This window comes from Paenibacillus sp. FSL M8-0212 (assembly GCF_038004645.1).
Taxonomy (GTDB): Bacteria; Bacillota; Bacilli; order Paenibacillales; family Paenibacillaceae; genus Paenibacillus.
Genome location: NZ_JBBORP010000001.1, coordinates 1,884,442 through 1,898,626, shown reverse-complemented (window position 1 = coordinate 1,898,626; position 14,185 = coordinate 1,884,442). Strand labels below are relative to the sequence as shown.

The following is a 14,185-nucleotide window of genomic DNA, read 5'->3' as shown; positions in this document are numbered from 1 at the left end:
GAAAAGAGGGAATTCATATGAAAGTAGCCATTTTTGGAGCAACCGGAGCAATTGGCAAGACGATACTGTGGGAGCTGATGGATCGTGGGCATGAAGTGACAGCGGTAGTGCGTGACCCTTCGAAGGTTGAGATGGTGCATGAGCGTTTGCGTGTAGAACAGGGAGATCTGCTTAACCCGGATCAGGTGGCTGACTTTGCAGCGGGTCAGGAAGCGGTTGTGAGTGCATATGGACCGAAGTTTGGTGGAGAAGAAGAGATGCTGGAAGTGACACGTTCGTTGATCGAGGGTGTGCGCCGGGCAAAAGCAGGACGTCTGGTTGTAGTTGGTGGAGCGGGAAGTTTGCTAACCGATTCAGGTGATATGCTGATGGATACGCCGGGATTCCCGGAAGAAGTCAAACCACTGGCAAAAGCACATGCAGAAGCATATGACCTGATTGAAGCATCAGGTATTCACTGGACCTATATGAGCCCTGCTGCAACAATCACAACAGGACGTCGGACTGGCCAGTTCCGAGTTGGTATGACCCGTGTGATTACAGATGATATCGGGGAAAGCTCAATTTCTGTTGGTGATTTTGCAGCGGCTTTGGTGGATGAACTGGACGATCCGCAGTTTATCCAGGCACGGTTTACGGTAGGTTATTAAGCGAAGACGGGCTTTGGAATGGATAATTTAATCTGAAGGTCTCGTACACGGAATCGATAGAGTTTTCGATGATGTATCGATTGGATTGTGGTAACTGGATGAGGTAAGGGGAAATATAGTGATACACATATAAGATGCAGCGTTTAGGTGCAAAGTTGCTACTTTTAAGTATGAGATGAGCTTGTCACGGGGAGGGATGAACGTTGTTTATCGTAACCGCTGAACAAATGAGAGCTGTGGACGAGTATACCATTCATAAGCTGGGTATTCCTGCTGCCAGTCTAATGGAAAATGCAGGCCGCGCCATAGCCGAGGAAGTCATCAAGCTGTGCCGGGAAGGGCAGGCAGCAGGCCGGCTTGTGGATTCAGGGCAGCTTGGCTATAGCAGCAAGACCGATGCGAGGCGGGCACACACCGGGCCCGGTGATTGGCAAGGTTATGGTGGCGACATCATCGCCGATCCGGCGCTGGTGATGGAGCGCCCGGGAGATCAGCAGTGGTACATGCTGATCGGCAAGGGCAATAATGGCGGCGATGGGCTGGTGGCCGCGCGCCATTTGGTTGAAGCAGGGCTTGGCGTAACATTGGTCTACGCCGATGCCCCTGAGGCATTGCGTGGCGAAGCCGCAGTGCAACGGGATGCCGCTGCGAAGCTTGGCATCCCCGCTCTTGTCCACGGGCGCGAAGCCGTGGACTTCAGCCGGTGCACAGGCATCGTGGATGCGCTGCTGGGCACCGGCTCACGGGGGGCGCCGCGCGGAGCTTACGCGGCGCTGATTGAGGCGGCGAACGACAGCGGCAAGCCGGTCGTGTCCGCCGATGTGCCAAGCGGGCTGGACGCCAACACCGGAGAGGTGTACGAGCCCTGCATTCAAGCCCGGGTGACTGTATGCCTCGCGCTGCTCAAGCGCGGGCTGGTGCAGTACCCGGGCGCTTCTGCCGCGGGGCGCATAGTGGTGCGCGCCATCGGCATTCCCGCGCGGCTTGCGCCAGAGCATGGCCCCTCGGTCCGTCTGCTGACGGACGAGGTGCTGCGCGTTGCGCTGCGCGTGGACACAGGCCGTCTCCGGGCACCGGACGGCCACAAGGGCACCTACGGCCACGTGTTGCTGGCCGCAGGAAGTCTGCCGATGAGCGGCGCTGGCCTGCTCTCGGCCAAGGCCGCGCTGCGCGCAGGCTGCGGGCTCGCCACATGGGCGCTGCCCGCGGCACTGCTGCCGCATGTCATCGGCACCGTGCCCGAGCTCATGCTTGCTGCCGCCGCCGATGGAGACAGCGGCGAATGGAACGCGGCTTCCGCCGACGCAGTGCTGCGTCTCGCGGAGAGCCGCGACGTGCTCGCGACCGGCCCCGGCCTCGGCCGCTTCAAGGGCGACACAGACTGGCTTCGCCGTCTGTGGCAACATACGGATCGTCCGCTCGTCATCGACGCGGACGCCCTCAACATGCTGGCAGACGCTGGCCCACATGGGCCTCGCGACTGGGGCCAGCGAAGTGCGGCGACAATCCTGACGCCGCACCCTGGCGAGATGGGTCGACTGCTGGGCATGTCGACCCAAGAGGTGCAGCGTGACCGCATTGGACACGCTGCAAAATACGCCCGCGAGCAGGGCGTGACCCTTGTGCTCAAAGGAGCACGAACGGTCATCGCAACGCCAACCGGCGAGGCGTACATCAACACCACCGGGAACGCCGGCATGGCGACTGGCGGTGCCGGGGACGTATTGACCGGCATCATCGCCGGTCTGCTTGCCCAAGGGCTCAGCGCGGAGCAAGCCGCCACGTTCGGCGTATATCTCCACGGACAGGCCGCCGAACGAGCAGCACTGCTGCGCGTTGACCCATCGTCCCTGCTGGCCGGAGACATCATCGACGCACTGTGAGGATGGGGCAGGTGTGAGACAAGCTCGCGGTTTTGGGTTACTGTCTATGACTAATTATTTCTAAACTGCAAGTGACCCATCGTCCCTGCTGGCCGGAGATATCATCGATGCACTGTGAGGATGGGACAGGTGTGGGACAAACTCGCGGTTTTGGGTTACTGCCTATGATGATTCGTTTTCAAACTGCAAGTGATCCAACGAACCAGCGCACCAAAAGTAGATGAGTGCACGTTGTCCATTGCTCAATGCTAAATGCCCATTGCTCAGTACTCAATGCTCAATACCAATGCCCAGTGCTCGATGCCCTAACGAACCTGATACACCTTATACCGCGGTTTACATCGAGGGTCAAAAGCTAACGAATCTCATCCACGTTATTTCTGTGTATTTCAGAGAAAACACCTGAAAAACCAGGCTAAATTAGGGAATAGAGTGCCTGAGATTCGTTAGATTTTATAATCTGCAATTAATGGCCCAATAAGGTTTGCAGGGTTCGTTAAACGTTTGGATATGAAACGCTGCTGCCCTGTTATCTAATCTATATAAGTTGATCTAAAGAATATTTACACTGGACATTCCGGTGACAGAACAACCTTCCGATCGCTGTTATCCCCAGTTTTTTTTATAAACTAGGAAATCCGGGATAGCGTATGCTTCCGAAGCAGCTTTCTTTCAAAAAGCTCTTAGGCGAAGTGTATGCTTCCGAAGCAGCTTTCTTTCAAAAAGCTCTTAGGCGAAGTGTATGCTTCCGAAGCGGCTTTCTTTCAAAAAGCTCTTAGGCGAAGTGTATGCTTCCGATGCGGCTTTCTTTCAAAAAGCTCTTAGGCGAAGCGTATGCTACCGAAGCAGCTTTGTTTCAAAAAGCTTTTAGGCGAAGCATATGTTTCCGATGCAGCTTCTTTCAGATAGCTTTTAGCTTCGCTTCTTCAGGTTCTTTCTGTCCTCTCTGTTTTGTGTAAATGTTTAGTTCAATTTATATACTTTCATATCTTGAAACGATTAATTTTCAGATGGAACAACGATTAGTTACTGAAAAGGGGAGCCTTGTCATGATTCATGACGGAGGCTCCCCTTTATTTGTTTGTATGTTCACGCTACCTGATCCTGGCTCGGATCTAACCTGCCCATAACTTGCCTAAAATCTGCATCTAAAATGGTATCTAAACTAAATCCGACCTACGTTCGGTCTGAATTCTCCCGGCATCCTGCTTATAGCCGGAATCGCAGCAGTTCCTGATGCATCTCCGCACTGATATCACGCAATGACTTCACCTTGATACTTGCATCAGCGAAGGAGCGTTGTTGTTCCGACGTGGAGGCGGTAATCTCTTCACTGCTGGCAGCTGACTGCTCGGTAATGGCACTGATATTTTCGATGGCCTGTTGCACCTGTGTACTGAGTTCATTGGAGTGTTGCATGTCCTCCGCAAGCTGGTGGATCCCCGTACTAATGCGCTCCACACTTTCACGAATGGCGGAGAAGGATTCACGAGTCTGGCCAGTGGCTTGTTCCTGTTCGCCAAATAGCTGCATGCTCTGTGCTACAGAGTTCTTCACCTTGTCCATGGAGGATGTGATCTCGCCCACAGCCGCATAGATATGCTTGACCGATTGCGCAGATTGTTCGGCGAGTTTGTTCACCTCGCCCGCAACAACAGCGAAGCCACGTCCGGCTTCTCCAGCGCGAGCAGCCTCTATGGAGGCATTTAACGAGAGCATGGTCGTTTGTTTGGCAATCTCCGATACATATGCCGTCATCGTAGTGATTCGAACCGCGCTTTCTTCCAGTTCCCGTACCGTTTGTTCCACCTCTGACATCGCCATGCGATTCACTTCGGCCAGGCGGAGTTGCTCTGCTACAGCCTTATTGCCTTCCTCAACGGTAGTTAATACTTCACGACCATCGATCACCGATTGGGAAGTGGCCTCCAGATTGCTATTGAAGGTAGACTGCATTTTGTCCACAACCATCACCGTTTCACTCAGATCCTCCGCAATCTTTTGACTGCCAATCGACAGTTCCTCCGTGGTGCGGGATACTTGCTGCACAATCGCTTGGGCTGTATCATTGCCACGGTCAATATCTTGCGCCATCAGATCGACACGATGCCCCGCTTCACCAATCGACTGAATAATGCCGCGGATATTATGGGTCATGATCCCGAAGGAGCGACTCAGGTCATCGAGTTCATCTTTGCCCCGAGCTTCCGGTAATTGTCCGGTCAGGTCACCGTCCGCAATTTGTCCCGCGGCGTCTTTGAGTGTTCGAATACGTTTGGCGATCTGACGTGAAGTATACATATTAAACAGCATTACGGCGACGAGCAATACGATGGCTCCTACCAGAGCGGCTTGCCACGTTTGCTGAATGTCATGTTCCAAATCGACGGTATATTGATCATAACGATCCCGAGTCATCTCATCTAACGAATAGATATCATTCTGTATGCCCCGAACCCGAGTGCTGTACCGTTTCGCTTCCGCACTGTTCATTGCGCTCATCGCTTCGGTGGCTCCCTGGTTGAGAGCTTGTAATTTTGTCTCGATGGACTGAATAAGCTGTAACTGCTGATCTGTTTCGAGCAATCCGTCCGTAAGCTCCTGAATCATCGTTTGACCTTCATCCAGCAAGCGAAGTACGGCGTCCTGGTTTCCTGCTGTCATGGAGAACGAATAGACATCCAGCGCTTGCTGGGTTTGAATCTGATTGGCGTTCAGTTCACTCACCTTGAGCATGGCAGGTACCAGATTTTGATTTTTGGCATTCATACCGAGCAATTGCATGATGATATAAGCGACTAGCACAAGGCATAGAAGTAGTGAAATTAGAGCATTAAGTATCAGTTTTCCCTGTAGTTTCATGTGCGTACCTCCTCGTATCCGATGGGTTATTGATCAAGCGTAATTTTGATTTGACCGGAAGAGATCTTTGCCTTCAGATCTTCGAAGGTTTGCTGTTGTTCATCACTGAGCGTGATATTATGTAGAGCAGTCAGACCCACGGCGTTCTCCGCCAGCCCCTCCACGATTTCCTTTTGAGGGAAGGTATGATTGTTTTTAATAAACGTGTTAACGGCATTATAGATAGAGACATCCACATTTTTCAGCATGGACGTAAGGATGGCTTTTTCCGCCAAAAAGAATTGATCGGTATCTACACCGATGGCGTATTTCCCTAATTTCTGAATCTCCGTCAGTGCGCCCACGCCTGTGAGACCGGCAGCTACGTAGATCACGTCAGCGCCCTTTTCCTGAATCATCTGTGCAGCCAGTTGTTCACCGAGCTCGGCATTACCGAAGTCCCCTGCGTAGACCGCATCAACGGTTGCATCCGGCTTGACAGCCAGAACACCTTGCTTAAAACCCTGCTCGAAATTACGAAGGACCGGTATCTCCATCCCACCAAGGAAACCGACATGATCTTCCGTTGTCGCCATGGCGGCAATAACACCTGCCAGATAACTTCCTTCTTCCGCCCGGAATGAAATGGAGGCAATGTTAGGTAGTTCAGACTTACTGTCAATCATGAGGAACTGCTGATCAGGATATTTGGCTGCAACTTTCTCCATATCTGCTTGGACCGTATCACTCAGGCCGATAATCAGATCGAATTTGGCTTCTGCAAACTCCTCAAATGCAGCTTCGGCAGTTAAATTATCGCCCGGTTCACGATAGTCGAAGATAATGCTTTTCTCATTTCTGGCCTGAACCAGTCCATCAAAAGCAGCATCATTAAAAGAACGGTCACCCAGACCCACTTCCGTAAGCACGATCCCGACCTTTGTTCTTGTGTCTGTTGCCGTTGTTGTATTATTGGCTGAACATGCCCCCAGGATCAGTACCGTCAGGATCATCATTATGGTGAGACCTAGACCTGCGCGTCTGTTCTTGTTTGTTTTCATGTGTGGTACCCTCATTTCTGTAGTCGCATTTTTCTTTTTTTGCATGGTTCCTTAGCTCCAGGGAATGACGTGTACATGATGACACGTATGGCGAGGATTTCCCTTTATCTATATCGGTCAGAAAGGCACTGTGATTTATGTTATGTAGTGAAAATTTACGAAAAAATAAATATTTTTCATGAATTATACAGTATTTTTACATTTCTCTGGTTAAAAGGGTACATAAATATCTACAGTATGTTGTTTGCTGATGTTATAAGTCCAAAAAAGGCACAAGAGAGATGAAATGAATCATCTCTCTTGTGCCATAGAATAGCGCCCTATACGGATGATAAGGTGATCATCCTATTATAAAAATGACACGGGTTTTACCAAGCCGCAATTGAGCCATCCGCTCGGGTTTCCGTACCCCCGCATAATACGCCATTGTCCGGGTTGCGCCAGATGATCTGACCGCGTCCAAACTGGGATGGATCAAGCGCCACTTGAATATCATGTCCTTTGCGGGCGAGTGCCTGTGCAATGTGCTGCGGGAAATCCGGTTCCACGAGAATTGTTTTGCCCTTCGTCCACTGCCAGCGTGGAGAATCTAAGGCGGCCTGTGGGTTCAGGTGATAATCAATCGTATTCATGACCACCTGTACATGACCTTGCGGCTGCATGAAACCACCCATGACACCGAATGGCCCGACCGCTTCGCTCCCGCGGGTGAGGAACCCCGGAATGATCGTGTGATACGTCCGTTTACCCGGCTCCAGGGCGTTGGCATGATTCGGGTCCAGTGAGAAATTATGTCCGCGGTTTTGCAGAGCAATGCCTGTCCCCGGAACAACAAGTCCGGACCCAAAGCCCATGTAGTTACTTTGGATAAAGGAGACCATGTTGCCTTCACCATCCGCTGTAGCCAGATAAACCGTTCCACTTGCTCGTGGATCACCTGCCTCAGGTGCACGTGCGGTATCACCAATGAGTTTGCGCCGTTCTTCCGCGTAGGCCTCGGATAGCAATTCCTCCACCGTCACGCCCATTTTGCGTTCTTCGGTAATATATTTCTCCCCATCGGCAAATGCCAGCTTCATGGCTTCGAGCTGCTGATGATACGCCTGAACCGATTCTTTCTCTTCAAATTCATATCCTTTCAGCAGATTAAGCGCCGCCAGAGCAATCAATCCTTGTCCATTCGGCGGAATCTCCCACACATCGTATCCGCGATAGGAGACGGAGATGGGATCAACCCACTCCGGCTGGAAAGCCTTCAAATCTTCGCGAGTCAGATAACCACCGTGCTCTGCCATAAAGGAATGAATGCGTCCTGCCAGTTCTCCTTCGTAAAAGTCTCGCGCTTCGCTCTCGCCAATCTGGCGCAAAGTCGCCGCATGATCCGGCGAGCGCCACATCTCTCCAGCTGCGGGAACACGCCCGCCTGGAGCAAATGTCTCAAACCACGCACGCCCTGCCGTCGCATCACCCTGGCGTGCATAGATCTCGGCTGCCCTTGCCCAGTGGCGGGCCAGCCCAGGCGCAAGCGGGTAACCTTCCTCCGCGTAGCGGATGGCCGGTTCCAGCGCTTCCGCCAGCGTGAGCCGCCCAAAACGGCGGCTCAGCTCAGCCCAGCCCGCCGGTGCGCCAGGCACCGTCACCGGAACAACCCCAAGCTTCGGCATCTCCGTATAGCCTGCCGCTTGAAGCGCCTCAATGGATATGCCCTGAGGCGCAGGGCCGCTGGCATTCAGGCCATGCAGTTTGCCCTCGGTCCAGACGAGGGCAAAAGCATCGCCGCCAATGCCATTGGACGTAGGCTCCAGCACCGTGAGTGCTGCCGCAGTTGCAATGGCGGCATCGATGGCATTGCCGCCTTTTTTCAATACATCCAGGCCGGCTTGTGCAGCCAGTGGCTGTGACGTGGCGACCATGCCTTGCTTGGCATACACAGGCACGCGGTAAGAGGGGTACGGTTGGTAGAGTGGATCGAAGTTCATCAGGTTGTTCAGCTCCTTGTCGCTAGATGTCAGGCTCCGGCATAACCGGATCATACTCCTAACCCTCTTCGCAACCGGACAACCGATATCCTGCCACACCTGCCAAATCCAACCTGACATCAGCCTATGTCGTCACCATATCGCCGCCATTGACATGAATGCATTCACCTGTGACGTAGGATGAATCGCGGGAAGCGAGATAAACGTAGGCTGCCGCCAGTTCGTAAGGCTGACCAGCCCGACCCATAGGCGTCTCCGTTCCAAATACTTGCACATCCTCCGCTGAGAAGCTGGAAGGAATGAGCGGTGTCCAGATCGGGCCGGGGGCGACGGAGTTCACGCGAATTCCCTGTGCAGCAAGCGATTGGGCGAGTACCCGAGTCAGCGATACGACGGCTCCTTTGGTAGAAGAGTAGTCGATCAGTTGGGTATTTCCTTTGTATGCCGTAATGGAAGCCGTATTAATGATAGAGGCACCTTTACACAGATGTGGGAGAGCGGCCTGGATCAGAAAGAAATAGGCGAACACATTTGTTTGAAAGGTGTGGTACAGCTGTTCTTCTGTAATATCAACGATGCTTGGCTGCACATACTGTACGCCATGATTGTTGACCAGAATGTCGATCTTCCCATAGGTTTCCATCGTCGAGCGGATGACGGCTTCGCAGTTTTTCTTTAAGCGGAGGTCAATCTCGATTAAGAGACAGCGCTGTCCCAATTCTTCGATCCGTTCACGAGTCCTTTCGGCATCTGTCCGTTCATATAGATAAGCGATGACGATATCTGCACCTTCCTTGGCAAAAGCGATGGCGGCCGCCCGTCCGATTCCACTATCACCACCCGTAATAATGGCAACTTTGCCTTGGAGTTTGCAGCTGCCGATGTAAGCAGGATCTTCACTAATCGGTTCAGGCACCATCAGGGTTTCCAGACCGGGTTGCTGGTCCTGATGCTGGGGTGGAAATGCCAGCTTTTGCTCCTTGCACACCGTTTTCTCACCATAAAAAGGATAGACAGGATTCATTCGCTTTACATCCTCCTCGAACGTTCATTGATACGGATAACCTATGCATTCGCCCAGAAGAAGGTGCGGGAGGAAGCAGCAGAGCGGTTGTTTTTTGCGCAGAATATACCATAATAAGGATAGATCCTTAAATCGATGGAGGTGTCAGGAGCCACATGAATATTCAAGGAATTAATCATTTGTGCTTTTCCGTATCCAATCTGGAGCGGGCTATTACCTTTTATGAGCAGGCTCTCGGTGCCCGAATTCAGGTGAAAGGACGCAAACTGGCTTATTTTGAGCTTGCCGGTCTGTGGATTGCCCTGAATCAGGAGGATGTTATTCGCAACTATACGGAACGAACCTATACCCATATTGCATTTACCGTTACAGAAGAGGAATTCGACGCGTCTGTACAGCAGCTGCGAGCAGCCGGGGCGGACATTCTTCCTGGAAGGCCCAGAGATCCCCGGGACGCATTATCTGTTTATTTTACTGATCCGGATGGTCATTTGTTTGAACTGCATACAGGTACGATGAAGCAAAGGCTGGATTATTATCGCGAAGACAAAGCGCATATGACCTTTTATCCGTGAGTTCATGTGCAAATCGAGAAAATCTGGAATTATAACTCACATATCTATTGTCTAAACATTGGCATTACCTATAATATGGACAAATGGTACCTTAATTTACCAATGTTAAATTCGTTGGTTCAATTCCAAGGAGGTTTGTCATGATTCAGTTCCCTAAACCGGATGTCGAGCAATATTTTCAGACGTACCGTATTTCGCATTTTGCCGTATCGGCAGACGAGAAACGTCTGTTCATGGACAGTAATCTGAACGGTCAGCCGAATATTTGGGCGATGGATTTGCCAGGAGGATATCCGTATCCTTTAACGTACTTGAATCAGAGCAGTCAATTTATCAAAGCAGACCCGCAAGGACGTCATCTGCTTACCGCGTTTGATCGGGATGGAGATGAGAACTATCATCTGTATGCACTTCCACCCGAGGGTGGTGTTCCACTGCCTGTGGTTCCGGCAGAACCAAATGATCGCTGTTATTTCTCTGAGTTGTCCGAGGATGGACAACGTCTCTATTATGTCACCAGCGCGGGTAATCCGAATTATCTGAATTCACGTCGCATCGATCTGGAGACAGGGGAAGATGAACTGTTATACAGTGGAGAAGAGGTTACGAGCAGTCTGTTTGCAGTAAGTCCTGACGAGAAGAGTTATGTTATTTTAAAAATGTACTCCAATACGTATCAGACGGCGCATCTGTATCGTAATAATGAAGAAATGGTGATTCTGCCAGCTTCAGAACGTCATAGTCAGGTATCCGATCTGATTTTTGCAGATGACAATCGTCTTCTGTTCATTACCAATGATGACTCCGCATACGCCTATGTGGCTGAGTACCGTATCGATACCCGCGAATTCCGTTTATTGTGCAAAATCGAAGGGGAAGATGTGGAGTTTATCCGCTGGCATCAGGCTTCCGAGACCTTATATTTCTGGACACTTACAGGTCCGGAGAATCGTATGTACGTATTGGGCAAAAATGCCGATGAGCCTCGGCGCATAGATATGCCGCTGGATACGATAGAGCAGGTGAACGTTACGAAGGCTGGCAATGTGTATATCCTCGGACGTGGAGCGATCCAACCGCATAACATCTATCGCAAAATGGCAGGTGCTGAGTCCTGGGAGCCGCTGACTGCCAATCGGGTAACCGGACTGGACCCAAGTGATCTCGTGTACCCTGACGTTATTCGGTATAACTCCTACGACGGACTGGAGATCGAAGCTCTTTTGTTCAAAGCAAAGCCAGAGCAAGCCAATGGTTACACCGTATTTTGGCCTCATGGTGGGCCGCAAGCATCCGAAGCAAAGTTTTTTCGGCCGATGTTCCAGATGATGCTCGCTCAGGGCTATCATGTCTTTGCACCGAATTTCCGGGGCAGTACCGGATATGGTGCGGAATTTGTCAAGATGGTTGAGCGTGATTGGGGTGAGGGTCCAAGGCTGGACTGTGTTGCCGGGATCAACTGGTTGTTTGATCAGGGAATCACCTCGCCAGAGCGGTTGTTTGTGGTAGGGGGTAGTTATGGGGGATATATGACCCTGTTACTGGCAGGTCGCCATCCGGAGCTGTTCCGGGCTGCGGTCGATATTTTTGGGCCAAGTAACCTGTTCACATTCCTGGAATCCGTACCGGAAGACTGGAAGCCGATGATGGATAACTGGTTGGGTGATCCGGTCCGTGACCGCGAACGTTTAACGAAGGATTCACCGATTACGTATCTCGATCAGATGGTTAACCCCATGCTGGTCATTCAGGGTGCCAATGATCCAAGGGTCGTGAAGGCCGAATCCGATCAGATCGTGGCTGCGCTCCAGTCGAAGGGACTTGATGTGGAGTACATCGTTCTGAATGATGAGGGTCATGGCTTCTCCAGAAAGACTAACGAGATTCTCGTATACCGCCGGATGCTGGAGTTTTTGCAGAAACATCAGGAGTCACCCGTCGCACAAGCTTAAGTTGAGAGATTCCATCGTTGACTTAAATATAGTGAGATGAGGAAAACCGCCAAAGATCAAGGATGATCTCTGGCGGTTGTATGCGTGCGCCCGCATGTTGGGCGACATATATGGAACGATACATACATTAGTTTGGAAGGCCGCTATCCATTGAGCGACCTGCCCAAATCTAATAACTAATCTACTAATCTAGCAATGTGACAATCGAATGGATGGACTGCTGCGCCCACTGTGCAAAAGGCAGGTCGGCTGCCCACGTCACTTGTCCTGTCGCTTTGGCTTCGCCCCACCACAAGATACGTTGATAGAGCAGATGCATGCTGAGACGTGTGCGGAAGTGCTGGCATTTCTCCTCATCTGCTGCACAGACCAGATCCCGGTAGCAGCGAAGGAACTGTGCGGCAAGCTCTGGTTGACCCTCACGAACATACCTGGTGGATATTTTGGTTAGGTCGGCTGTACCATCTCCGAAATAGGCAGTTGTAAAATCGAACAGACCACTAATCTGCCATCCTGAAGAACGGCCGTCCAGATTTTGAATCAAAATATTTTCGACCTTGAAGTCTCCCATGACAAAAACCGGAACAGCTTTGGAACGAAATGCTGGTTCAGCATTCTTGAATTGCTCGTCCACCCACTGAACATCTTCATCCGTAATCACCGAGTACTGTTCAGCATCATGTAACCAGTGACGACTGGTTCCGTACAACCAGTCCAGATAATCGCCTGCAAAGGAAACAATCTGCTGCGCTACAGGATCATATTCCCCGGCATCAGGCACCTTCCAGCGGTGCAGTTCAGCCAAAGTATGGGCAAACATACAGGCGATCTCTTCCTGATCTTGCTGTGACAGTAAAGCCTGGAATGCTGGATCATACAGGTGATTCCCGGGCAGGCGCGGCATTATGGCATAACTCCAGCCTAGCAGATGGGTATCTTCATGTAATAAATATGGATCAGGGACAGGGATGGACGTATGTTTTGCCAGTTGTTCTACAAAGAACTTTTCTTCCTGTAACTGTCCTGCATATAAAGGATTGCCTTTCAGAATATACTCTCCACGGGAAGAGCGAATGAGCAGTGTCTGACCCATAACACCTTTATCCGTTCGTCGATAATCTTCAAGGGTTCCCAGGTCAAGCTCATTCAGCGCATCCTGCAATGAAACTGCGGCCACTTCGCCAAGTTGATTGGAACCAAAATATATACGGGTTGTCATATGGCCGGACCCTCCTGGGTGTTAGTCCTCATTAACTTCGTCAGACAGGTCATACGTATCCTCATCGACCAATCCACGGATGAAAGCTTCAAAATTCGGCGCAAGATATGTAATCTCATAATCATTTTCCTGATCCACATGAACTACACAGGGTTCACCTTCAGGGCCACAGAAGCGATAATCCAGCATAACAACATCATGACCAGCGGATGGACAATCACAGATTACAATCCCCAGATCGGGGTATCCCCAATCTTCGATCATGAACCGACTTCCCAGCTCACCAGCGAGTGCGTATATTTTATCGTGTCCGATTCCCATAATGCTTGAAATGGCAATGTGATCCTCAGCCCAGGAAGTCGCTTCTTTGGTGGGAAATACAGTGAGCGCAGGGATACCGCCGTTTTGCGTATTCATCAGTTGGATATAGGAAGCGGGCAGCTTGTAACCCAATTCTTTCTCAATAGTCAAAATCTCTTCTTCATCAAAAGGTTCTGATACATGGTTGTCCTGCGCATAATCACTCTGTACCCAGAACGTTGCGGGATCATAAGTCCCTGAAGCGGCTCTTAGATGGTTCTGTGTACCGCTCTGTTCCAATGCTGCGATATTCTCTTCATGACGTTGACGATCCATCCGCATCTTCTCCGCTTGGGGACGAATCTGGCGAAGGAATTCAAGGGTAGATTCATCATGGGGCAGAAGTTCGTCAGCTCTCTCAAAAGCGAGTAGTGCCTGCTCATAGCTCGCGATGTAACAGTATGCGTAACCCAAGCGATATTGCCAGAGCGGGTCGTTTACCCCTTGCTCCTCGACAGACAACAAATGTTGAATAGCTTCGCGGTAACGTGCGTCATTATTATAGGCTCTGGCGAGTTGACCAATCAGATCATAATCCCGTTCTGAGACGGGGATACGTTCAATACGTTCAATAATAAGTCTGAATTGGTCCTGCTCATGCCACAAGTTGATTTGTTCCAGCAGTTCTCTTTCCATGAATA

General features: G+C 51.0%; 10 protein-coding genes. 4 read left to right on the top strand and 6 right to left on the bottom strand.

Annotated features, from left to right (window positions below):
- Positions 1-17 precede the first annotated feature (17 nt).
- Together MKX68_RS08350 and MKX68_RS08345 are read left to right on the top strand one after the other, a co-directional pair.
- A complete protein-coding gene (locus MKX68_RS08350) occupies positions 18-650 on the top strand; it encodes an NAD(P)-dependent oxidoreductase (RefSeq protein ID WP_338590479.1) in 633 nt (210 codons plus the stop codon).
- A gap of 203 nt (positions 651-853) precedes the next feature.
- Entirely contained in the window at positions 854-2,533 is a 1,680-nt protein-coding gene (locus tag MKX68_RS08345; RefSeq protein WP_340910745.1) for an NAD(P)H-hydrate dehydratase, read from the top strand.
- 1,209 nt (positions 2,534-3,742) lie between these two features.
- Here MKX68_RS08345 and MKX68_RS08340 read toward each other — a convergent pair.
- The 4 genes from MKX68_RS08340 to MKX68_RS08325 all read right to left on the bottom strand — a co-directional run bounded on the left by MKX68_RS08340 (position 3,743) and on the right by MKX68_RS08325 (position 9,438).
- Positions 3,743-5,395, bottom strand: a complete 1,653-nt coding sequence (locus tag MKX68_RS08340; RefSeq protein WP_340910742.1) for a methyl-accepting chemotaxis protein — start codon at positions 5,393-5,395, stop codon at positions 3,743-3,745.
- Positions 5,396-5,421: 26 nt separating this feature from the next.
- Complete coding sequence (locus MKX68_RS08335) at positions 5,422-6,435, bottom strand: BMP family lipoprotein (protein ID WP_340910739.1); 1,014 nt, start codon at positions 6,433-6,435, stop codon at positions 5,422-5,424.
- 368 nt (positions 6,436-6,803) lie between these two features.
- Positions 6,804-8,414 carry a gamma-glutamyltransferase family protein gene (locus MKX68_RS08330; protein ID WP_340915336.1) on the bottom strand — a complete coding sequence of 537 codons (1,611 nt, stop codon included), beginning with the start codon at positions 8,412-8,414 and terminating at the stop codon, positions 6,804-6,806.
- Positions 8,415-8,538: 124 nt separating this feature from the next.
- Entirely contained in the window at positions 8,539-9,438 is a 900-nt protein-coding gene (locus MKX68_RS08325) for a glucose 1-dehydrogenase (protein WP_338590487.1), read from the bottom strand.
- A 155-nt stretch (positions 9,439-9,593) separates the two neighbouring features.
- On the opposite strand from MKX68_RS08325, the gene fosB reads away from it, so the two are divergent.
- Both fosB and MKX68_RS08315 read left to right on the top strand, forming a co-directional pair.
- Complete coding sequence (fosB, locus tag MKX68_RS08320) at positions 9,594-10,013, top strand: metallothiol transferase FosB (RefSeq protein WP_307415181.1); 420 nt, start codon at positions 9,594-9,596, stop codon at positions 10,011-10,013.
- Positions 10,014-10,153: 140 nt separating this feature from the next.
- Positions 10,154-11,965, top strand: coding sequence for a S9 family peptidase (locus tag MKX68_RS08315; protein ID WP_340910736.1), 1,812 nt, complete (start codon positions 10,154-10,156; stop codon positions 11,963-11,965).
- Positions 11,966-12,149: 184 nt separating this feature from the next.
- Here MKX68_RS08315 and MKX68_RS08310 read toward each other — a convergent pair whose 3' ends face one another.
- The gene (locus MKX68_RS08310) at positions 12,150-13,184 is read right to left on the bottom strand and encodes a phosphotransferase family protein (protein WP_340910734.1); all 1,035 of its coding nucleotides are present in this window, start codon (positions 13,182-13,184) and stop codon (positions 12,150-12,152) included.
- Positions 13,185-13,205: 21 nt separating this feature from the next.
- Positions 13,206-14,180, bottom strand: coding sequence for an SMI1/KNR4 family protein (locus MKX68_RS08305; protein WP_340910732.1), 975 nt, complete (start codon positions 14,178-14,180; stop codon positions 13,206-13,208).
- Between the last annotated feature and the right edge of the window lie 5 nt (positions 14,181-14,185).